The following is a 21,247-nucleotide window of genomic DNA, read 5'->3' as shown; positions in this document are numbered from 1 at the left end:
GCGGCGGGACGCGGGCGGGCCGGGCGGGTCAGGTCGGCAACGGCCGGGTGGGGCGGGTCAGGCTCGCACCAGCTCGTAGTCGCGGATCGCGGCCATCACCTCGTCGCCGGCCGTGGTCAGGTCGGCCAGGTCGGCGTCGGTGAACGCGTGCGGCTCCCCGCCCATCACGCAGTGGGAGCCGAGCACGTGGCCCGCCGGCAGCCGCAGCGGGACCCCCGCGTACGAGCGGATCAGGCCCGCCCGCACGATCGGGTTCGCGCTGTGGGCCGGGTCCTGCGCGAGGTCCTCGGCGATGAACGGCGCGCCGTCGAGGACCACCTGCGGGCAGAACGCGAACTCGTTCGGCCCGCCGCCGGTGGCGACCAGCAGGTGCTCGCCGTCGGAGGCGCCGATCGTCGCCGTGGCGGCCAGTGTGGCGGTCGCGGTGTCGAGCACGGCCTGGACGGCCGCGATGGGCATCCCCAGGCGCTCGGCGCTGTGCCGGCAGATGGCCTGCAGGCGCTCGCCCAGGCCGGGATGGAACAGGTCGTACGTGGCCAGCCCGCGCATCCGCTCCAGGTTGGCGATCTGCTCACTGTGCCGGTCCATCTGTGTCCCCCGTTCCGCGATGCCTGCTCATAAACGGTTACCCCGGCCCGCCGCCCGGAACCGCGGCCGACGCGTCGAGATCGCGCTCGCGCTCGCGGATCAGGTCGTGCACGGCCGAGAGCCGCACGAACGTCGCCGCGCGGATGGCCAGGCTGCGCCCGCACAGCGCGGTGACGGGGTCGGCGGCGAGCATCGCCGCGATCAGCCGCTCCAGCGCCGCCGGATCCGTCTCCCGGCCGGTGAGCTGGGCCTGGCGCAGCAGGTCGCTCCACAGCTGCTCGGTTCCCGCGCCGTAGAGGCGGTGCAGGGACTCGCGGGCCTCGGCGAGGTCGGGGCGCGACATCTCGTACGGCCCCGTGTTCACATCGGTCACAGCTGCCTCGGTTCTCAGTAGGTGAACTTGGCGACCATGCCGTTGAGCCGCACAGCCAGCCCGGCCAGGTCGTCGGCGGCGCGCTGGCTGTGCTTGGCCGAGCCCGAGGTCGCCGTGGTCACCTCGGCCACCCCGGAGAAGTTCGCCTGCACCTCGCCGGCGCCGCGGGCCGCGTCGTTGATCGAGCGGGTCATCTCGTTCGTGGTCGCCGACTGTTCCTCGACGGCGGCCGCGATCGTGTGGCTGAACTCGGTGAGCTGGCCGATCACGTCCTCGATGCGCTGCATCGCCGCGCTTGCCCCGTCGCTGCCGGCCTGGATCGCGCCGATCCGCTTCGTGATGTCCTCGGTGGCCCTGGCGGTCTCCTGGGCCAGGTCCTTGACCTCGCTCGCCACGACGGCGAAGCCCTTGCCCGCGTCGCCGGCCCGGGCCGCCTCGATGGTGGCGTTGAGCGCGAGCAGGTTGGTCTGCTCGGCGATCGAGGTGATGAGCCGGACGACCTCGCCGATCTGCGTGCTGGCCTGGCCGAGCGTGGTCAGCTGCTCGGTGGTGCCGCGGGCGATCTCCAGCGACTGGTTGGCGACCTCGGCGGCCCGCGAGGAGGTGGTGGCGATCTCCTGGATCGACGCGGTCATCTGCTCGGCCCCGGCCGCGACCGACTGCACGTTGGTGTTCACCTCGTCGGCGGCCTGCGCGGCCGATGTCGCCTTGCCGGAGGCCTCGGTCGCGCCGAGGTTCAGATCGCCGCTGACCTTCGACAGCTCGGCCGCGGCCGAGCTCAGGGTGGCGGCGGTACCGGCCAGATCCTGCACGGTCGCGCGGACCGAGGCCATCGCGGTGTCGAGGTCCTGGCCCATCCGCCCGAACTCGTCATTGGTGGACAGGTTCGACGTCGCGGTCAGGTTCCCGGCGGCGAGGGCCGCGATCGTGTCCCGCACCCGGTTCACGCGCCGGCTGGTCTGCCGCGTGATCATCACGCCGGCGACCGTCATGCCGATGAGCAGGACGAGCACGCCGACCACGATCGAGGTCTTCGTCCGGTTCTCGGCCGAGCTGGCCGCGGCGGCGCGCACCGACAGCAGGCTCGACTCCTCGCCGCCCATCGCCGTGGTGATGGTGCGGATCTGGTCCATCACGGTCTTGCCCGCGTTGGTGAGCACGACCTTCTGGGCCGCGTCGAAGCCGGAGGCCCGCCGCAGGTCGATGGTCTGCTTGAGCTCGTTGAGCTTGGCGGTCACGAGCGGGGCGAGCTGGTCGAGGCGCTGCTGCTGGCGGGCGTTGTCGGCGGTGAGCGTGCGCAGGGCCTGCTGCTCGGCCGCGAGATCCTGCAGCGCCTGGGTGTACGGCGCCAGGTAGGAGTCCTCGCCGGTGATGAGGAACCCGCGCTGGCCGGTCTCGGCGTCCTTGAGGCTGGAGTTCAGCGCGTCGAGCCGGCTCAGCACCTCGTAGGTGTGCCGGACCTTGCCGGTGTTCTCGACGAGGGAGTCGACGGAGAGGTACGCCACCGTGCACACGGCCCCGAACACCACCGCGATGCCGACAAAGATGACGCCCAGCTTGAGCCCGATCGTCGCCCGCGGCGGGCGCGCCGTGGCCGTGGTGGACATGCTCGTCATCGCTTCGCCGCTCCTCGCGCGTTGCCTGGCAATGAGGTCGTACGTCCCATCGGCTCCGTCGCCGGACCGGCTGAGAGAAACCGCACAAAAGCCGCCGAGCCGGTGCGGTTGCGCCCGTCCGGCACGCTGGGGTGGTGAACCGGCTCGCCGCGTGGTGGCTCGCGTCCCGCGTGCCGCGCTACTGGCTCGGGCCACACTGGCGGCGCCTGCTCGCCGCGGCCGAGGGCGGCGACCGGGCGGCCGTCGCCGCGATCGCGCGGCTCGCCGGGCGGCTGCCGGCGCCGACCGAGTCCGTGGCCGAGGCGCTGTGGGCGCTCGTGCTCGCGCGGCCGGACCCGCACCCGCGGCTGTGGCACAACATGCGCCGGACCGGCGGGGTGCGCGCCTGGCTCGCCGGGGCCGACGGGCCCGAGCGGCTCGACACCGACGAGCACCGCCGGATCGCGGTCGAGCTCGCCGGCCGCGAGGACGGGCACCCGGCGGCGGACGCGGCCCGGCGGCGCATCCTCGAGTCGCGGGACCCGGCCGTGCTGGAGGCGCTCGGCGGCCTCGCCCCGCAGCGGCCCGGGCTCGCCGCGTGGTGCGCCGCCAACGACGTGGTCCCCGACGACCCGGCGACGGCCGCCGTGCTGTTCCTCGTGACCGGGCAGCTGCGGCGGTACCGTGCGATCGACCCCGGCGGCCACCACCTCTCGGCCGCGTTCGCCGCCGCGGGCCCCGAGCGGCGCGAACGGCTGCTCGCCGCCGTCGCCGCGGCCGACGACATCGACGTCGTGACCGTGGCCGGCGCCGAGCCCGAGCTGTGGCGCATGATCTGGCGGCTGACCCCGGCCGAGGCGGTGACCGCGGCGGGCCGGCTCGGCGGCTGGCGACCCCGCGCGGGCCGCGACCGGCGGCTCTTCGACATCCTCACCGCGGGCCGGTCCGCGGCGGTCCACCCGTTGCCGGCGCCGTTCCAGCGCCGCCTCCCGGCCGACGTGCAGGACGTCGCGCTCGCGCCGGACGGCGGGCGCGTCGCGGTGCTCGCCGACGGCACGCTGTACGACATCGACGTGACGACCGGGCAGGAGCACCGCTATCGCGTCGAGTACTCCTACAACGCCCACCTGTACCGGGTCCCGCACTGGCAGGCGTCCGCCCGGATGCTGGCCCATCTCGGCGACGCGGTCATCGGCATCGACAAGGCCGGCCTGTGCCACTACGCGGGCGGCCGGCGGCGCATCCTGCTGCGCGGCGACGTCTGGGCCAACGTGCTGCGGACCGGCGACGGCTTCGTGGCCGACCAGGGCGACGGCCGCCTGTACTTCGGCACCGCCGCCGGCGTCGACCGGCACACCGACGCCGCGGCCGACGAGCTGCGGCGGCACCGGCGGCGGTTGGAGTACGCCTACGGCCACTGGCTGGCCGTGAGCCCCGGCGGCGCCCACCTCGCCCTGTCGGTGCCCGAGGCCCTCGCCGTGCTGGACCCGTCCGGCGCCCCCGTCGCGACCCTGCTGCCGCAGCCGCACGCGGACCGCCGCCCCGACGGCGACGAGGAGCGCTACGAGGGCTTCTCCGGCGTCGCGTTCGTGGCCCCGGACGCGTTCGTGGTCCTGGAGCGCACCCGCGCGGCCGAGGGCACCGCGGTCTCGCTGACCCGGTGGCGCGTCGCCGGCCGGGAGCTGGTGCGGGAGGCGTCCGCGGCGCTGGACGGCGGCCGCAACCTCGACGTCGTCGACGACACGACGCTGCTCGCGCTGGAGAGCCCCGACGGCGCGACGGTCGTGTTCCGCGACGGCGTCACGCTCGAGCCGGTCGAGCCGCCCGGTGCCGCGGGGCTGGAGCCGGACCACTATCCGCGGGGCGCCCGGGGCCGCTTCACGATCACCCGCGAGCACGGCTACAAGAACACGGACGTCACGGTCGGCCTCGCGCCGGTGTACCGGCTGCTGTCCACGCCGATGGGCGCCATCGCGCCGGCGGCGCTGGACGAGCTGGAACGCGTCCTCGACACCGGCCCGCCGGGCCTCCCCGCGCGGCCGCTGCTGGAGACCCTGCGGGAATGCCTGCGGCTGCGCTTCGCCGACGAGGTCGGGCTCGGCGTCTTCGTGCCCGGCCCCACCGACATCGAGCTGGGCTCGTGAACAGGCTCGCCGCGTGGTGGCCCGCCGCCCGGGTGCCCGCGGACTGGTCCGGGCCGGCCTGTCGCCGGCTGCGGGCCTCGTGGCGGCCGTTGCGAACCTGGGCTATCGTCGCGGCCGTTGATACGGCTGTTTCGATCCACGGGGGATGTCACATGCCACGTCGCTCACCGCTGCTCGCCGTCCTCGTCCTGGCCGGCGCCGCCCTCGCCACCTCGGGCTGCCTGGGCCTGCCGGAGCCCGAATCCGAGCCCGCGCGCCCGGCCGCCGGGCCCTCCGCCAGCCGCTCGCCCCTGCCGCCGCCGGCCAAGGACGACGTCGTCGCGCTGCTGACGAAGCTGATGGAGGCGCAGTACACGTACCACGTCGAGAGCAACCTGCCCGACGATGCCACCGGCAAGGTGAGCGCGACCGGCGGCTACGACCACGCGGGCCAGGTGTTCGAGGAGGACGTCACGGTCACCGGCACCGGCAGCAGCGACGGTCACCGGCACCGCATCGTGTTCGGCCACGACCTCTACAGCCGGGACAAGGACTCGCAGACGTGGGTCCACCTGGATCTGTCGAGGCTCAAGAGCCAGGCGCTGGACGGCGTGGACATGGACAACCCCACCGGCCTGGCCACGTTCACGAAGAGTGTCGTCTCGGCGACGGCGAGCGGCCCGCACGCGTACAAGGGCCTCTTCGCCCCGATGCAGAGCGGCGAGGAGTTCCTGCCGGTCGGGCGCCCGAGCGTCATCGCCTTCTCCACCAAGAACGCGCCGTTCACACTGGAGACCGACGAGCAGGGCAACGTGACCTCCATCCGCATCGAGATGGAGCTGCAGGACAAGCCCACGTTCGTCGCGACGACCACGTTCGCCGGGCACGGCCAGGCGCTCGCCACGAAGCGGCCGGCCAAGAACAAGACCGCCGAGGCGGACAGCATGTACTACCGCTGACGCCGCGCGGCGGGCTCAGGTCCCTGGGTGCTTGCGCCCCTCCGGCTACTCCAGGGCAGGCTCCCCGGCCGTGGCCGGCCCGACCAGCATCGCTCGACGTGGACCACTATCCGCGCCGCGGCTGTGCTTCGGCGTCGAGGTGGCGCTCGGCTCCTTCGCGCCCGGCGAGACGGGCATCGGGCCCGGCATCGGCGCTCCGGGTGAGCCGGGCCAGGAGCTCGCTCATCGCCACGCCGAGCGCCGCGACGCCCGCGCCGAAGATCACTACCCGTACGTCCCGCTGCCGCATCGTCCTCGACCTCCTCGCCTCCACCGTCTCGCCTTCACCATGCGCCGCGCGGGCGGCCGGGCGCAGGAGGCGGGCGACCCGTCCGGGGCGGGTCGTTCGGCCCGGCCCCACGTGCGGGGGCTTTAGACTTCCAGCACCGCCTTGCGCTGGGCGGACGTCGGCAATATGGTGACGTTTGTCGATTAGACAGCGTTGTTAACAGTGCGGAGGCGGGCCATGCGGTGGAAGCTGGGCCGAGTGGCCCTCGCGGCGGTCGTCGCCGCCGGCGTGTCCGCCGTCGCCGTGGCCGAGCCCGTCGCCGCGGCGCCCGACCGGTCCGCCTACGCCGGCATCGTCCCCGCGCCCGTGTCCGCGCGCGCCGACCGCGGCGCGTTCACGATCGACCGGCACACCACGATCACGGCCGGGACGGGCGCGCGTGGCGTCGCCGACTACCTCGGCGGCGTCCTGCGACTGCCCGTGCGCGGGCCGGGCCGCGGTGGCAACACGATCCGGCTCGTGCTCGCCGGGCGCGACGAGGGCAACGAGAGCTACCGGCTCGACGTCGCCCCCGGCGCCGTGACGATCACCGCCGGACGCGCGTCCGGGCTCTTCGCGGGCGTGCAGACGCTGCGGCAGCTGATCACCGGCGGGACCATTCCGGCCGGGCACGTGAGCGACGCGCCGCGGTTCGCCTACCGCGGGGCCATGCTCGACGTGGCCCGGCACTTCTTCACCGTCGCGCAGGTCGAGCGGTACATCGACCAGCTCTCGCAGTACAAGATCAATACTTTGCATCTGCACCTGGCCGACGACCAGGGCTGGCGAATCCAGATCACCAGCTGGCCGCGCCTGGCGACCTACGGGGGCAGCACCGCCGTCGACGGCGACCCGGGCGGCTACTACACCCAGGACCAGTACCGCGCGATCGTCGCCTACGCCGCGAGCCGCTTCATCACCGTCATCCCCGAGATCGACCTGCCCGGCCACACGAACGCCGCGCTCGCCTCCTACGCCGAGCTCAACTGCGACGGCGTCGCCCCGCCGCTCTACACCGGCACCGAGGTCGGCTTCAGCTCGCTGTGCGTCGGCAAGGAGATCACCTACCGCTTCCTCGACGACGTCATCCGCGAGCTCGCCGCCATCACCCCCGGCAAGTACCTGCACATCGGCGGCGACGAGGCCCACTCCACCAGCCAGGCCGACTACATCACCTTCATGAACCGGGTCCAGGGCATCGTGGCCGCGCACGGCAAGCAGGCCATGGCCTGGCACCAGATCGTGAGCGCCACCCCGCTGCCGGCGACCGTCGCGCAGTACTGGGACACGACCAACGACAACCCCCAGGTCGCCGCGGCCGCCCAGCGCGGCACGGGCGTGGTCCTGTCGCCCGCGAACCTCGCGTACCTCGACATGAAGTACAACGCCGAAACGCCGCTCGGGCAGGACTGGGCCGCCCTGATCGAAGTCTCCGACGCCTACGGCTGGGACCCCGGCAGCTACCTGACCGGCGCGCCGGCGAGCGCGATCCGCGGCGTCGAGGCTCCGCTGTGGACCGAGACGCTGCGGACCTCGGCCGACCTCGAGTACATGGCGTTCCCGCGCCTGCCGGCGATCGCGGAGCTCGGCTGGTCGCCCGCGTCGACCCACGACTGGGCCGCGTTCCGGCTGCGCCTGGCCGCTCAGGCGCCCCGCTGGCGGGCACAGGGCATCAACTTCTACCGCTCGCCGCAGATCCCCTGGCCTAGGGGCTGAATGGACTGGGGGTCGGAGCGAGGCGAGGCTCAGGCGTCGGCTGGGGCCGCGCCGGGCGCGCCCCGATACCGGGGTTGTATCGGGGCGTGACCGGCGTGGTTCCGGGCGGCGTCTGAGTCCGCCGCAGCCCGGCCATCCACTTCGATTCAGCCCCTAGCGCCAGCTGAGCTCCGCCACGCGCCGGAAGTTGCCGCCCAGAATCCCGGCGACCGCCTCCGCCGGATACCCCCGCTCCAGCAGCGCCGCCTCGACCCCGAGCAGGCCCTCCGGCGGCATGAACCTGATCGGGCCCCAGCGGGTGTAGCACTCCGGGAACAGCGACGGGTTCGCGACCATCTCCGCGTTCAGGTCCGCGTGGTCGAACGAGTAGTCGGTCGCGAGCCCGACGTGCTCGGGGCCGACGAGCTCCACGGCGTAGTCGATGTGCCGGACCAGCGCCTCCATCGAGGGGTCGTTCGGGCCGAGGAAGATCCCGACGCCCGCGATGCCGACGACGCCGCCGGTCGCCGCGCACGCGCGGGCCTGCTCGTCGGTGATGTTGCGCGGGTGGTCCCAGAGCGCGCGCATGCACGAGTGGCTGTAGACCACCGGCAGCGCCGACACCTCGCACAGGTCGAGGCCGGTCCGGGCGCTGCAGTGCGAGCCGTCGGGGACCATGCCGACGGCGTTCATCTCCCGCACCAGGTCCCGGCCGTAGGCGCTCAGCCCCTCGTCGGTCGCGTCGAGGCACCCGCAGCCGGCCGCGTTGCGCTCGTTGTACGTCGGCAGCAGCGTGCGGACGCCGAGGTCGTAGTACTGCCGCACCCGGTCCAGATCGCCCTCGAGCGGCCCGGAGTCCTCCAGGTCGAACGCGACCGAGACCCCCTCTGAGCCGATGTCGCCGACCCCGGACACGAGGCGCAGCCGGTCGTCGGCCGCGATCCGCCGCCGCCAGTCGTCGAGGATCGCGAGTACGAGGTCCGCGCTGTGCGGCGCGTACCCGACGTTCACCGACACGAAGCTCCCGCCCGGCCGCGCGTAGCGGGCGAGCTCGCCGACGTCCGCCCCGACGGTCAGCGGCAGGCAGCAGTGCTGCTCCCACAGCAAGGTCATCATCAGATCCCGGGAGGCTTGCGCTCGTCGGCGGAGCCGGCTTCCGCTCCGGCGACGACGGTGGCGAGCGCGGCGCCGTCCAGGGCGGGCTCGGAGACGGCGGCGGGCGGCTCCTCCTCGTCGTCCTCGTCGGCCGGGGCCGGGCCGACCGCCGAGGCCAGCAGCGCCGAGTTCGGGATGTTGAGCGGGCCGTCCTTGGTCTCCAGGACCGTGTAGAGCAGCCCCGCCGAGACGATCATCCCCTTGTGCGGCCCGTTGAGCGCGCCGGACATGACCCGGACCTGCTGGCCCGGCACGTACGGGCGGGCGAAGAGCAGGACCAGCCCCGCGAACAGGTTCCCGAGGATCGGCTGGGCCGCCAGCCCGACGACGATGCCGGTGATCGCCCCACCGACGAGCACCTGCCGCAGCTGCACCCCGAGCAGGTCGCACACCGCGAGGACGGCGATGAGATAGCCGCCAAGCAGCACGAACAGGCGCAGCGGCGTGCCGGCGGCGTTCCCGGCGCGGGCGACGGCGACCCGCTGCACCTCGCGGGCGGCGGTACGGCTGGCGGCCACCCCGAAGATCGCCGTCAGCAGCGCGCACCCGTAGGCGATCAGCCGTATCCGCAGCTCGGGGTCGCGCACGCCCCCGATGTCATGCCCGGTGATGAGGAAGGCGAGCGCGAGCGTCCCGAACACGATCGTCTTGCGGAAGTCGGGCCGCACCTTCATCTCGATCGCGCGCAGCCCGGCGAAGGCCCCCGGCGCGTGTACCGCCCCGTTCTCGCCCCGCCGGCGTCCCAGCCAGCCCATCGCCCGTCCTTTCACCCGGTTGATCACCATCGGCGACCCTACCGCGCCCGGACGGCGCCTCGGCTCCCCGGGCGGACCTCCGCGCACGCCGCGAAGGACGTCCGGGCGACCGGGTCGCCTGGTTGCGAGCGGCGCGCTATTGTTGCGGGCACGAATGGACTTCGAGACTTGTGCACATGGGGGCAGCCATGGGACGCGGACGGGCCAAGGCCAAGCAGACGAAGATCGCGCGCGAGCTGAAATACTTCAGCATGCCGACCGACTTCGTGGCGCTGGAGCACGAGTTGAGCGGCGAGCCACACTCCGCCGCCCAGCCGATGGAGGACTCCGGCGAGTGGTCCGACGACGATGACCTCGCGGGCCGGCGGCAGTAGGCCCCTCACCCCGCGGTGAAGCTCGCGGTGAAGCCTGGCCACCATGTCGGTAGCCAGGCTTCGGCGGACCAGGCCGCGAGGCAGACCAGGCCGCGAGGTCGATCAGACCGCGAGGTCGAACTGGTAGAGGTTGTACTTCGCCATCAACCCGGTCAGCTTGACCGTGTACTGCGGGTCGGTCGCATAGCCCGCCTTGTGCATCTCGGCCACGAAGCGGTTCGGGTCGTTCTTGAACTGGAAGGCGACGCTGTAGCGGCTCAGTGACGCGAGCGTGGCGCCGTGGTCACGGAACGAGTCGGCGGCGCTGCCGTACTTGCGGAACGACGCCGTCGTCGGGAAGCACTGCCCGGCCGGGGTGCACTCGCTCGTGTTGTGGCTCGCGCAGCCGATCGCGTACGAACCCTGGCCGTTGCACTTCATGCCGAAGAAGTTCTTGTCCACAGTGGACAGGGCGCTCTTGCCCCAGCCGGACTCGAGGATGGCCTGGGCCAGGGTCACCGACGACGGCACGCCGTGCTCGCGCTGGCTCTGCTGCGCGCCCGGCACCGACGCGGCGATGAACTCCTCCTGGCCCATGGTGCCGTTCGGCTCCGGCAGGATCACCGGCGGCGAGCCCGGCTGGCGGCAGTCGCCGCTGTGCGAGCGGCACGAGAACATCGGGCCGTCGGCGGGCGCGGCCGCGGCGACGCCGGCCCCCACGGCCAGCGAGACGAACGTCGCCGCGAGGGCGGTGGCGAGCGTACGCCGGATTCCGGGGAACATGAGCGACTCCTGTCGGGCGGTCGGTGCGTGGACTCACCAACCGTCGGACGCGCGCGGCGCACCGCAGTTCGCGCGACGGTGCGATGCGGTTGCCGCGAATCCGGCCGGTTACCGGATGGCGCCATCGCGTCACATTGGGCGGCAGTGACGGCAGTGACGGGCGGCTGCCGCGCTGCCAGCTCGGCCTGGAGCGCGCCCGTGAAAGCCTGGAGCGCGCCCGTGAAAGCCCAGAGCGCGCCCGTGAAAGCCCGGAGCGCGCCCGCGAAAGCCCGGAGCGCGCCCGCGAAAGCCCGGAGCGCGCCCGCGAAAGCCCGGAGCGCGCCCGTGAAAGCAGGTGTCCGGTTTTCACGGTGATTGCCGGGGATCCGCGCCCACGGCCGTAGACTCCCCGGCGTGCCAGAGACGTTCATCGTTGCCTTCCGCGGCGACGGCGAGGGTGTCGAGGAGCTCAGCTGGGGCCAGCGCGAGCTGTGGGGCGGCATGGTCCGGCAGCGCACCTGGATGCCGATGGGGCTCGTGCTGCCGCTGGCCGCCGGGACGACCGCCGAGGACGTGGCGGCCGAGCTGCGGTTCATCCTCGAGCGCTTCCCGTCGATGCGCACCCGGCTGCGGCTGCGCCCGGACGGGCCGCCCCGGCAGGTGGTGGCGGCCGCCGGCGAGGTGGCGGTGGAGCTGGTCGACGCCGCCGACGACGCCGACCCGGCCGCGGTCGCCGCGCAGGTGAGCCGGCGCCTGCACGAGACCGCGTTCGACTTCGAGCGCGACTGGCCCGTGCGCACCGCCGTGGTCCGGCACCGGGGCGCGCTGACCCACCAGGTGACCGTCGTGTGCCACCTCGTCAACGACGGCTTCGGCGGGCTCGTGCTCGCCGGAGAGGTGGCCCGCTGGCACCGCGGCGGCGGGCTCGTCGCGCCCTCGGACGCGATGTCACCGCTCGAGGACGCGATGTCACCGCTCGAGGACGCGATGTCACCGCTCGAGGACGCGATGTCACCGCTCAAGGACGCGATGTCACCGCTCGAGCAGGCCCGGTGGCAGCGCTCGGAGGCCGGGCGGCGGCAGTCCGCCTCGGCGCTGCGGCACTGGGAGAAGACGCTGCGGGCCATCGCGCCGCGGCGCTTCCCCGGCCCCGTCGACGTGCGGCGGCCGCGGCACTGGCAGGCCGGCCTCGCCTCGCCGGCGCTGCACCTGGCCGCCCAGGTGGTCGCGCGGCGGACCGGCACCGACCGGACCACGGTGCTGCTGACCGCGTTCGCCGTGGCGCTGTCGGCCGAGACCGGCATCCATCCCGTGGTCGTGCGGGTCGTGGTCAGCAACCGCTTCCGGGGCGCCCTCGCCGGCTCCGTGAGCCCGGTGAGCCAGCCCGCCCTGTGCGTGCTCGACGTCGCGGGCCGGCCCTTCGACGAGGCCGTGGCGCTCACGGGGCGGCGGACGCTCACGGCGTACAAACACGCCTACTACGACCCCGATGACCTCGACGCGCTCGTCCGGCGCGTCAACGCCGAGCGCGGCGAGGAGGTCGACATCGCCTGCTACTTCAACGACCGGCGCCCGCCCGCCACAGCCGACGGCCCGGTGCCGGCCGCGGCCGAGATCCGCGCGGTGCTGCCCGCGACCACGTTCCGCTGGATCGCGAAGCAGGACCGGCCCAACGAGCGCATGTTCGTCACGATCGCCGCCGAGCCGGGCACCGTGCACCTGGACATCTGCGGCGACACCGGGCACATCCCGCCGGGGGCGCTGGAGGCGTGCGCGCGGGGCATGGAGGCGGTGACGGTCGCCGCCGCTACGACGCCGTCACCCGGCGCAGGCTCCGGTCGAACACCGTGACGAGCAGGAACAGCACCGCCGCGCCCAGCATGATCCAGGCCAGGTGGTGCATGCCGCCGGTGCTCGCGTGCCGGCCGAACGACGCGGCGGTGGCGGCCGAGGCGACCATCGAGCCGAGGTAGCCGAACGTGCGCAGCAGCCCGGCCGACGATCCGATGCGCTCCGGGTCGGCCTGGAAGTAGACGGCGTTCTGCAGGCCCAGGCTGTTGGCGCCCTGTGGGATGCCGAAAATGACGGAGACCGCGACGAGCATCCACAGCGGGCTGGCCGCGGTGAGCGCGAGCATCAGCGCGCAGGCGGCGAGCTGGCCGGCCCCGCCGAGCAGCAGCTTCGACAGCACGCCCGGGCGCCGTCCGATGGTGACCGAGAAGCCGATGCCGACCAGGAACATCGGGATCTGCACCAGGCCGGCGCCCAGCGGGGAGAGCCCGTAGCCCTCCTCCGTCCACTGGGTGAAGCCGTAGAGGAAGGCGTAGGACACGACGTAAGCCACGAGCGACCGGCCGTAGGTGGCGACCAGGGGCAGGTTGCCGCCGAGCACCCGCAGGTCGATGAACGGTGTCCGCGTGCGCAGCTCCCGCACCGTGAACGCGGCGCCGAAGGCGACGGTGAGCACCGCGAGGTACCAGGCGGCGGGGTGCGGGTCCATGAGGAACAGCAGCAGCGCGACGAGCATGGCCGCGAACAGGCCCATGCCGGCCAGGTCGATCCGGGCGGCCAGCGAGGCCTGGTCGGCATTGCCCTGGTCCCGGGCCTCTACGCGTCCGGTGCCGCGCTCCTTCGGCAGCCGCAGCGCGCCGAGGGTCACCGCGAGGACCGACAGCGGGATGTTGACCGCGAACGTGGCGCGCCAGCCGCCGAGGCCGATGAGCAGGCCGCCGAGCAGCGGGCCGATCACGGCGATGGTCTGGTTGGCCACGGCGAGGGCGGCGAGGACGCCCGCCGGGCTGTCCCGGCCGGTCCGCTCGGCCTCGCGGCGCAGCAGGGCCATCGCCGCGGGGTAGCCGGCGCAGGTGCCGAAGCCGAGCACCACGCGGGCGGCGATGAGCACGCCGAAGTCCGGGGCCAGGGTGCCGGCGATGCCCGCGACGCCGACGAGGGCGGTGCTGACGAGGAACAGGCGGCGGGGGCCGTAGAGGTCGATGAGCCGGCCCACGATCGGCTGGCCGAGCGCGGTGGCCAGGTAGAGGGCCGAGACGAGCCAGGCGGTCCGCGACGGCGGGGCCCCGAACGCGGCGCCGATCGGGATGAGCGCCACGGCGATGATGGTCGAGTTGATCGGGTTGAGGATCGAGCCGAGCATCATCAGCAGGACGAGCCGGCGGTCGAGCCCGCTCGCGGGCTCACGCATGGGCGAGCCGCTCCAGCACGGCCATGGCCGCGATGACCGTCAGGCGTTCCTCCTCCGTACAGCGGTGCTCGAACTCGGCGGCCAGCCACTCCCCGCGAGCCTGCCGGCCGGCCTCGGCCCGTTGCCGGCCCGCGGGGGTGAGCGCGATCAGCTGGCGGCGGCCGTCGCCGGGGTCGGGCCGCCGCTCGACCAGGCCGAGGTCGGCCAGCGCGGCGACCTGGGCCGCCATCGACTGGTGCCGCATGCCCTCGGCGGCGGCGAGGTCGCTGTTCGCGAGGCCGTCGCGGTCCAGGAGCCGGGCGAGGACGGTGGCCTGGGTGAGGCTGATGTCGCCGGTGTCCCCGGCGGCCCGGATGCGGCGCCGCAGCCGGCCGATGACGGCCCGGACGGCCCGCGAGGCGTCCACGGCGGACGGGGAGGGGTGATCGTCGACCATATCCGCAGTCTACCTGCGCAGTTCACCTGTGCAAATCGTCCACTCGCCCAGGTGTGAAACCGCCGATCACCCCGTGCGGCCGCGGCGGCCCCGTTAGGGTCGGCTTCGAACGCGCGCCGTGGCGGTCAGCCTGGCGGCCCTGGGCGTGCTGCGGCGCTGAGGCACGGGCCCGCCCAGTCGCTCGTCGTCGCCGATCGGAAGGTCCGTCCCGTCATGCCGCGCCTGCGTGCCCTCTCCCCCGCCGACCTGCGCGCCTCGGTGGTGGTATTCCTCGTCGCGCTGCCGTTGTGCGTCGGGGTCGCCATCGCCTCCGGCGTGCCCGCCGAGGTCGGGCTCGTCACCGGGATCGTCGGGGCGCTCGTCGCCGGGGTGCTGCCCGGCAGCCGGCTGCAGGTGTCCGGGCCTGCGGCCGGGCTGACGGTGCTCGTGGCCGAGGCCGTGGACGCGTACGGAATCGCGGCACTCGGGGTGCTCGTCACCGCGGCCGGGCTGCTGCAGGTGGCGCTCGGCGCGCTGCGGCTCGGGCAGTGGTTCCGGGCGATCTCCGTCGCGGTCGTCGAAGGCATGCTCGCCGGGATCGGGCTGCTGCTGATCGTCGGGCAGGTGTACACGATGAGCGCCGTCGCCGCCCCCGCCTCCGGCCATGGGAAGCTGCTGCACCTGCCGGGGGTGCCGGGGCACGCACTGCTGCCCGCCGTGGCGGTCGGGGCCGGCACCATCGCCGTGCTCGCCGTCTGGCCGCGGATGCCCGCCGCCGTCCGGCGGGTGCCGGGGCCCCTCGCGGCCGTCGTGCTCGCCGCGGCCGTGGTGTCCGCCGCGGGGCTGCGGGTGCCGATGGTGGAGGTGGAGGGGCTGCTGCAGGCGGTACACCTGCCGGAATTCGGCAATGTGGGAGAGCACGGGCTCGCGCTGGCCGGCACCGTGGTCGCGCTCACGCTCATCGCGTCCGCGGAGAGCCTGTTCTGCGCCGCGGCCGTGGACCGCATGCACGACGGCCCGCGGACCGACTACGACCGCGAGCTCGTCGCCCAGGGGGCCGGGAACACGGTGTGCGGGCTGCTCGGCGCGCTGCCGATGACCGCGGTCGTGGTGCGCAGCGCCGCCAACGTGCAGGCCGGGGCGCGCACCCGGGCGTCGCGGGTGCTGCACGGCGTGTGGCTGCTGCTCTTCGCGGCGCTGCTGCCGGCGGTGCTCGGCCTCATCCCGGTCGCGGCCCTCTCCGGCGTGCTCATCCACGCGGGCTGGCGACTGCTGCCGATGGGCCAGCTGGCGCGGCTGTGGCGCACGCACCGCGGCGAGGCCTGGGTCCTGATCGTCACCGCGGGCGCGATCCTCGCCGTGAACATGTTCGAGGGCGTCCTGATCGGGCTGGCCCTGGCGATCGCGAAGACCGCCTGGGAGACGTCACACCTGCAGGTGACGGTCGGCCGCGGCGCGCGCGACCCGGAGGCGGTGCGGCTGGTGCTGAGCGGGAACGCGACGTTCCTGCGGCTGCCGAAGCTGCTGCAGACCCTCGAGTCGGTGCCGGAGGGGCGGGCGGTGGAGGTCGACCTTTCGGCGGTACACCACCTGGACCACGCCTGCCGCTCGGCCCTCAGCGAATGGTCCGAGCGCCGCGGCGCCGAGTTGCCGCCCGAAAAAAGCCGCGCGAGCATGTCGAGGATCGGCTAGCGGTTCCGACCGGATGGTGAACCGAGACCCACAGGGAGAGGAACCACGCAGATGAGCAAGGTCTTCACGAGCATCGCGGCGTCGCTGGACGGCTACGTCGCCGGGCTCAACCAGACCCTCGAGCACCCGATGGGTGACGACGTTTTCGGGGGCCCGGAGAGCGTGCTGCACAAGTGGATGTTCGAGGCGCGCGAGGAGAACGCGGCGGAGCTCGCCGAGATCACCGACGCGGGCGCGTTCATCATGGGCCGCAACATGTTCGGGCCGATCCGGGGTGAGTGGGACCTCGACTGGCGCGGCTGGTGGGGCGAGGAGCCGCCGTACCACGCCCCCGTCTACGTCCTCACCCACCACCCGCGCGAGTCGCTGGAGATGGACGGCGGCACCACGTTCCACTTCGTCACCGACGGGATCGAGTCGGCGCTGGAGCAGGCCCGCAAGGTCGCCGGCGAGCGGGACATCTCCGTCGCCGGCGGGGCCTCGACCGTCAACCAGTTCCTGGCCGCGGGCCTGCTGGACGAGCTGCGGCTGCACGTGGCGCCGGTGCTGCTCGGCCGGGGCGAACGGCTCTTCGAGGGCATCGGCCGGATCGGGCTCACCCAGGTGTCGGCCCGGCAGACGTCGCTGGTGACGCACCTGCGGTACACCATCGAGCACTAAAGTCGTTCGATCCAGAACTGGACGGACGTCGGCGGGAGGGTCAGGGTCAGCACCGGGCCGGTCTTGTCCACCAGGTTGGCGTTACGGGACGTCGGTGTGTACTGCTGCCCCTGGAACGCCCGCGTCGAGCCGGTGTCGACGGTGTACGTCACCGTCGACGTCCCCCGGTTCGTGAACGCGAAGACGAGCTTGCCCTGGGGCGTCTTCCAGGCCATGATCCGCTGGTCGGTGCGCACCGTGGCCTCGTCGACCGCGTAGCGCACCGAGTTCCACGGCAGGTACTTCACGAACCCGTGAATCCCGTTGAAGTTCTGCGGGTTGTAGTCCCAGTGTCCCTTGGCGATGCCCGCGAACTTCGTGAAATCGTCGTCGTCGTACGGGCGCCAGTAGCCCAGCGAGTACCCCGACGACTCGGAGTTGTAGGTCGGCTTCAGGGCGTGCAGCCAGAACCACGTCGGCGCGTTCTGGAACGTCATCCAGTTCATGATGGACTGGGCGGTGTTCACCATCTTCCAGTCGCTCGTCGGCACCTGGTACTCGAACTCGTTGGAGAACACCGGCTTGCCGGCCGCGTCGCTGGTGTAGTCGTTCTGCAGCTGGTCATTGCTGTCGGAGCCGATGCGGTGGAACGACCACCCGTTGACGTAGGACAGCGCGGTCGCGTCGGCGCGGATGAGCGCGCCGCCGCGGCCCCGCTGGCCGTTGTCGGCGTCGGCGTGGATGAACACGTCGGGGAACGCCGCGCGCACCTTGGGCGCGACGGCCTTGAACGCCTTGTAGTACTGGTCGTTGCTGTAGCCGCAGCAGGAGTAGGCGACCCCGGCGACGCTCGGCTCGTTCTGCAGGCTGAACATCTTGACCGGCAGGCCGTTGTCGCGCAGGTAGGTCAGGTCGCGCACGATCGCGTCGCCGAACTGGTCCAGCCAGCCCGGGTCCGTGGAGGCGATGGTCCCGCCGACGTAGCTGCCGTTGGACTTCCAGCCGGGGGCCGGCGACCAGTACTCGGCGGAGACGCCCTCGATCCCGGACTGCGCGACGAGCTCGGCCAGCTCGCTCATCTGCGTCGACCAGCGGCCGACGATCTGCTTCTGGGCCGGGTCCAGGCCCCGCAGGTAGAGCCCGAGCGCGAGGCGGAGGTAGCGGAAGCCGCGGTCGTCGCGGATCTTCAGCAGGTCGCGGTACATCCGCGTGCGCTCGGTGGCGACCAGGTCGTGCGGCACCGAGGTGGTCGCGGCGGGCAGGCCGTTGTTGCCCGATCCGATCGAGTCGGACTGGATCTCGACGCCGAGGCCGAGGATCGTCTGGCGGGGCTGGTCGTGGCGGATGACGTAGTCGGTGGCGGCCGCGCTCGCGGGGCGGGCGAGGGCGGAGGCGCCGATCACGGCGCCGGCGAGGCCGATGGCGGTGCGTCGGGTCAGGGTCATGGCGGTCCCTCCTGGAGTGGGGGCAGGCCGAGCTTGGCTCGCGGGCCGGGGCGTAGCAGTGCGGCGGTCTGGGCCGCGCTGGCGCCGCCGTCGAGGACGAGTTCGGTCCCGGTGAGGTAGGGGGCGGACAGGGCGTAGGACACCGCGGCGGCGATGTCGTCGGGTGTGCCGAGGCGCTGGGTTTCTGCGAGGCGGGCGAGGTCGTCCGGGTCGGTGAGCCGGGTCTCGGTGTCGGGGGTGCGGACCCAGGCGGGGGTGATGGTCACGGCGCGGATGTCGTACCGGCGGTAGTCCACGGCGAGCTGGCGGGTGAACGCGGCGAGGGCGGCCTTGGAGGCGCTGTAGGCCGGCAGGCCCGGGAAGTGGCGGGTGGCGTGGATGGAGCCGATGGTGATGATGACGCCGTGGCGCTGCTCGATCATGCCGGGCAGGACGGCGCGGGCGCACAGGAACGCGGAGGTGACGTTGGTGTCCAGGACGCGGTGCCAGTCGGTGAGGGTGGTCTCGTGCACCGGTGCCCCGGTGGTGACCCCGGCGCAGTGCACCAGGGCCGCCACCGGGCCGATGCCGCCGAGCGCGGCCGCGACGCCGTCCTCGGTCGTGAGGTCGCCGTCGCCGCGGTCGACGCCGTGGACGTCGAAACCGTCGGCGGCGAGCCGGGCCGCGACCGCCTCGCCGATCCCGCCGGACGCCCCCGTCACCAGCGCCCGGTCAGGCACGGAACACCTCGTACTGCGCGATCAGCTCCTCGTCGAGCGTCACGCCGAGCCCCGGCCCGTCGGGCACGGCCAAGGCACCGTCCACGAGGGACGGACGTTGCACGGGCAGGTCGTCGCGCAGCGGGTTCGGCAGCCGGTTGTACTCGTAGATCGGCACGTTCGGCGTGGCCGCCGCGAACTGCAGCGCGGCCGCGAGCCCGACCGCCGAGCCGACCCCGTGCGGCGAGACGTCCACGTGGAACGCCGAGCACAGCGCGGCGATCCGGCGGGCCTCGGTGATGCCGCCGGCCCGGGTGAGGTTGGGCATGACGACGTCCACGGCGCGCTGCTGCAGGAAGTCGCGGTACCCGTAGCGGCTGAACTCGCTCTCCCCCGTCACCACCGGGATGCGCACGGCCGCGCGCACCTCGGCGAGCCCGGCCACGTCGTCGGTGGCGAGCGGCTCCTCCAGCCAGCGCACGCCGAGCGGCTCCAGCGCGAGCCCGAGCCGCACCGCGGTCTTCACGTCGTAGGCGCAGTTGAGGTCGACGTGCAGCGCGGCCCGGCCGGCCAGCGCGTCGACCACCGCCTCGGCGTGCGCGAGGTCGGTCGCCTCTCCCCGGCCCAGCTTGAGCTTCACCGCCCGGAACCCGGCGTCCACGAAGGACAGTGCCCGCTCGGCGGACTCCGCGGTCGTCGGCAGGAACGGGATCGGGCTGGCGTAGACCGGCACGGTGTCGCGGACCGGCCCGCCGAGCAGCCGGTGCACGGGCAGCCCGGCGGCCTTGCCCCGCAGGTCCCACAGCGCCAGGTCGACGCCGCTGATCGCCTCGAGGTAGAAGCCGCCGGTGCGCCCGGCCCCGGCCTGCGCGCCGTACATGAGCTCCCACAGCGCCTCCGACGCGCCGGCGTCCCGCCCGAGCAGCATCGGCCCGAGCAGGCTGCCGACGATGGTCGCGGTGACGCGCGGCTCCGGCAGCCCGTAGGCCTCGCCGATGCCCTCCAGCCCGTCGGTCGTTCGGATACGAACGAGGGTGGTGTACTGCCCGAGCCGCGGCAGCACCCGATGGCTGGACGCGGGGGTCAGCAGCCACTCCGGCACCGCGTCGAGGCTGCCGTAGACCCGCTCGAAGGGCGCGGACAGGGCGATGGCCTCGACGGAGGCGATGGTGAGCTTCACGGGATCCCTTACTTGATGAGGTCGTTCATCCGGTCGCGGGCCGAGGTGAGCGCCTCCTTGACCTGCTTCTTGCCGATGAGGATCGACTGCACCTCCTCGGCGAGCACCTTCTCCATCTGGGAGAACTGCGGATACCCCCAGAACGGGCTCGCGCTGGAGTTCGCGCCGATCTGCGCGGTGAACTCGGTCGCGAACTTGTCGTTCTTCACCGCCGCGTCCGCCAGCCCCGCATTGGTCGTCGGGGGCAGCCCGGTCTTGGTGAAGTACTCCACCGCATACGACGAGTCCGTGGTGATCGTCTTGGCGAAGTTCGCCGCGGCGGCCGCGCCGGAGCCGTTCATGACCGCGATGACCTGCCCCCAGGCAAGGTGCCGCGGCTTGTCACCGGCGTTCTTCACCGGCCGCGCAACGGGGGTCATCTTGGTCCCGAGGTCTTTGTCCGGCGATGACTTGGCGACCGTCGCTTTACCGCCGATCGCGTCCTCGTAGAACGCGGTCTTACCCTGCGACATGAGCGCCCGCGCATCGACCCGGTTCACGTCCGGCGCGATCAGCTTCTGGTCATACAGCTTCTTGTACCAGGTCAACGCCTCGACACTGCCATCGTCCCCGATCACGACCTTGTTGTCCCGCACGATCGGCGACCCGAACTCCCACATCCACGGAATGACATCCTTGAGCTGATCCACCTTCGTCATACCCGCCCACGGCACGATCCCGTTCCCAAGACCCTTCACCGCCATGAGCGCCGCCTCGAACTCCGCGACCGTCTTCGGCGGAGCCGTGACCCCGGCCCTGGTGAGCAACTCGTTGTTCGCGATCAGGCCGATACCCGCGAACGTCCACGGCAGCCCGTACTGCGTGCCCTTCGACTGCCCCAGCGAGAGCGCGGCCGGGGCATAGTCGAGGCCGCTCGCCACGCTCGTGAGGTCCAGCAGCTTGCCGGTCGCGGCAAGGGTGGCCAGCCACGCGACGTCGAGCTGCACGGCCCCGGCGAGCTGCCCGCCCTGCACCTGCAGGAGCAGCTGGTTCAGGTAGTCGTTGTAGGGATACGACGGCGTCGTGATCTTCACGCCGGCATTGGCCGAGGTGTACTTCGAGATCTGGTCCTGCATCGGCTGTTTCGTGACCGCCTCGTTGAACGACCACGAGGTGAACGGGAACTCCTTCACCCCGTCGTCCTTGAGGCCTTCGGTGCCGGCGGGAGTGGGGGCCTGGGTGGAGGGGGCGCAGGCGGCCAGGGTCGATAAGCCGATCGCGCCCAGGAACGTGCGGCGGGTGATGCTCATGCTGTGACTCCAATGCGGGGGT

20 protein-coding genes are annotated in these 21,247 nt (G+C 73.0%); 7 read left to right on the top strand and 13 right to left on the bottom strand.

The genetic code is table 11. The features are described from left to right. Nucleotides 1–57: 57 nt before the first annotated feature. From AC6JBM_RS12645 to AC6JBM_RS12635, 3 genes are read right to left on the bottom strand one after another with little or no spacing between them, the layout of a single operon-like run. Nucleotides 58–588 (bottom strand): GAF domain-containing protein, encoded by a 531-nt coding sequence (locus AC6JBM_RS12645; RefSeq protein ID WP_497983791.1) that lies wholly within the window; start codon nt 586–588, stop codon nt 58–60. Between the two features lie 37 nt (nt 589–625). Further along, nucleotides 626–961 (bottom strand): hypothetical protein, encoded by a 336-nt coding sequence (locus tag AC6JBM_RS12640; protein WP_497983790.1) that lies wholly within the window; start codon nt 959–961, stop codon nt 626–628. Between the two features lie 14 nt (nt 962–975). After that, on the bottom strand, nt 976–2,577 hold the full coding sequence (locus AC6JBM_RS12635) for a methyl-accepting chemotaxis protein (protein WP_497983789.1): 1,602 nt from the start codon (nt 2,575–2,577) through the stop codon (nt 976–978). A gap of 134 nt (nt 2,578–2,711) precedes the next feature. Between AC6JBM_RS12635 and AC6JBM_RS12630 the strand changes: the two genes are divergently transcribed. Next, entirely contained in the window at nt 2,712–4,700 is a 1,989-nt protein-coding gene (locus AC6JBM_RS12630; protein ID WP_497983788.1) for a hypothetical protein, read from the top strand. A 152-nt stretch (nt 4,701–4,852) separates the two neighbouring features. Further along, a complete protein-coding gene (locus AC6JBM_RS12625; RefSeq protein WP_497983787.1) occupies nt 4,853–5,638 on the top strand; it encodes a hypothetical protein in 786 nt (261 codons plus the stop codon). 106 nt (nt 5,639–5,744) lie between these two features. On the opposite strand, the gene AC6JBM_RS12620 is transcribed toward AC6JBM_RS12625, so the two are convergent. After that, complete coding sequence (locus AC6JBM_RS12620) at nt 5,745–5,927, bottom strand: hypothetical protein (protein WP_497983786.1); 183 nt, start codon at nt 5,925–5,927, stop codon at nt 5,745–5,747. A gap of 216 nt (nt 5,928–6,143) precedes the next feature. Here AC6JBM_RS12620 and AC6JBM_RS12615 point away from each other — a divergent pair, with 216 nt between their 5' ends. Continuing rightward, nucleotides 6,144–7,661 (top strand): beta-N-acetylhexosaminidase, encoded by a 1,518-nt coding sequence (locus AC6JBM_RS12615; protein WP_497983785.1) that lies wholly within the window; start codon nt 6,144–6,146, stop codon nt 7,659–7,661. Nucleotides 7,662–7,814: 153 nt separating this feature from the next. Here the strand turns inward: AC6JBM_RS12615 and AC6JBM_RS12610 are convergent, their stop codons facing one another. Together AC6JBM_RS12610 and AC6JBM_RS12605 are read right to left on the bottom strand one after the other, a co-directional pair. Beyond that, on the bottom strand, nt 7,815–8,756 hold the full coding sequence (locus tag AC6JBM_RS12610) for a dipeptidase (RefSeq protein ID WP_497983784.1): 942 nt from the start codon (nt 8,754–8,756) through the stop codon (nt 7,815–7,817). After that, nucleotides 8,756–9,550, bottom strand: coding sequence for a mechanosensitive ion channel domain-containing protein (locus AC6JBM_RS12605; RefSeq protein WP_497983783.1), 795 nt, complete (start codon nt 9,548–9,550; stop codon nt 8,756–8,758). The genes AC6JBM_RS12610 and AC6JBM_RS12605 overlap by 1 nt, the downstream gene beginning before the upstream one ends. Nucleotides 9,551–9,738: 188 nt before the next feature. Between AC6JBM_RS12605 and AC6JBM_RS12600 the strand changes: the two genes are divergently transcribed. Then, complete coding sequence (locus AC6JBM_RS12600) at nt 9,739–9,924, top strand: DUF3073 domain-containing protein (RefSeq protein ID WP_350624676.1); 186 nt, start codon at nt 9,739–9,741, stop codon at nt 9,922–9,924. 102 nt (nt 9,925–10,026) lie between these two features. On the opposite strand, the gene gsmA is transcribed toward AC6JBM_RS12600, so the two are convergent. Continuing rightward, nucleotides 10,027–10,686, bottom strand: coding sequence for a sporangiospore maturation cell wall hydrolase GsmA (gene gsmA / locus AC6JBM_RS12595; RefSeq protein WP_497983782.1), 660 nt, complete (start codon nt 10,684–10,686; stop codon nt 10,027–10,029). Nucleotides 10,687–11,079: 393 nt separating this feature from the next. On the opposite strand from gsmA, the gene AC6JBM_RS12590 reads away from it, so the two are divergent. Further along, the gene (locus AC6JBM_RS12590) at nt 11,080–12,516 is read left to right on the top strand and encodes a condensation domain-containing protein (RefSeq protein ID WP_497983781.1); all 1,437 of its coding nucleotides are present in this window, start codon (nt 11,080–11,082) and stop codon (nt 12,514–12,516) included. Here the strand turns inward: AC6JBM_RS12590 and AC6JBM_RS12585 are convergent. Both AC6JBM_RS12585 and AC6JBM_RS12580 read right to left on the bottom strand, forming a co-directional pair. After that, nucleotides 12,473–13,867: an MFS transporter gene (locus AC6JBM_RS12585; RefSeq protein ID WP_497983780.1), complete on the bottom strand. Its 1,395-nt coding sequence runs from the start codon at nt 13,865–13,867 to the stop codon at nt 12,473–12,475. The two genes, AC6JBM_RS12590 and AC6JBM_RS12585, sit on opposite strands and share 44 nt — an antisense overlap. Further along, nucleotides 13,860–14,303, bottom strand: coding sequence for a MarR family winged helix-turn-helix transcriptional regulator (locus tag AC6JBM_RS12580; RefSeq protein WP_497983779.1), 444 nt, complete (start codon nt 14,301–14,303; stop codon nt 13,860–13,862). The genes AC6JBM_RS12585 and AC6JBM_RS12580 overlap by 8 nt, the downstream gene beginning before the upstream one ends. Before the next feature lie 213 nt (nt 14,304–14,516). On the opposite strand from AC6JBM_RS12580, the gene AC6JBM_RS12575 reads away from it, so the two are divergent. Both AC6JBM_RS12575 and AC6JBM_RS12570 read left to right on the top strand, forming a co-directional pair. Beyond that, complete coding sequence (locus AC6JBM_RS12575; RefSeq protein ID WP_497983778.1) at nt 14,517–15,974, top strand: SulP family inorganic anion transporter; 1,458 nt, start codon at nt 14,517–14,519, stop codon at nt 15,972–15,974. A gap of 51 nt (nt 15,975–16,025) precedes the next feature. After that, nucleotides 16,026–16,634 (top strand): dihydrofolate reductase family protein, encoded by a 609-nt coding sequence (locus tag AC6JBM_RS12570; protein WP_497983777.1) that lies wholly within the window; start codon nt 16,026–16,028, stop codon nt 16,632–16,634. Here the strand turns inward: AC6JBM_RS12570 and AC6JBM_RS12565 are convergent. Genes AC6JBM_RS12565 through AC6JBM_RS12550 form a run of 4 tightly spaced genes read right to left on the bottom strand, consistent with a single transcriptional unit; the run spans nt 16,631 to nt 21,225 of the window. Then, nucleotides 16,631–18,058 carry a glycoside hydrolase gene (locus AC6JBM_RS12565; RefSeq protein WP_497983776.1) on the bottom strand — a complete coding sequence of 476 codons (1,428 nt, stop codon included), beginning with the start codon at nt 18,056–18,058 and terminating at the stop codon, nt 16,631–16,633. The two genes, AC6JBM_RS12570 and AC6JBM_RS12565, sit on opposite strands and share 4 nt — an antisense overlap. Then, complete coding sequence (locus AC6JBM_RS12560) at nt 18,055–18,777, bottom strand: SDR family NAD(P)-dependent oxidoreductase (RefSeq protein WP_497983775.1); 723 nt, start codon at nt 18,775–18,777, stop codon at nt 18,055–18,057. Before AC6JBM_RS12560 ends, AC6JBM_RS12565 begins: the two co-directional genes overlap by 4 nt. After that, the gene (locus tag AC6JBM_RS12555) at nt 18,770–19,936 is read right to left on the bottom strand and encodes a mandelate racemase/muconate lactonizing enzyme family protein (protein ID WP_497983774.1); all 1,167 of its coding nucleotides are present in this window, start codon (nt 19,934–19,936) and stop codon (nt 18,770–18,772) included. Before AC6JBM_RS12555 ends, AC6JBM_RS12560 begins: the two co-directional genes overlap by 8 nt. Nucleotides 19,937–19,944: 8 nt before the next feature. Continuing rightward, the gene (locus tag AC6JBM_RS12550) at nt 19,945–21,225 is read right to left on the bottom strand and encodes an extracellular solute-binding protein (RefSeq protein WP_497983773.1); all 1,281 of its coding nucleotides are present in this window, start codon (nt 21,223–21,225) and stop codon (nt 19,945–19,947) included. Nucleotides 21,226–21,247 lie beyond the last annotated feature (22 nt).

This window comes from Dactylosporangium thailandense (assembly GCF_059739745.1).
This window is presented reverse-complemented; position numbering and strand designations above follow the sequence as displayed.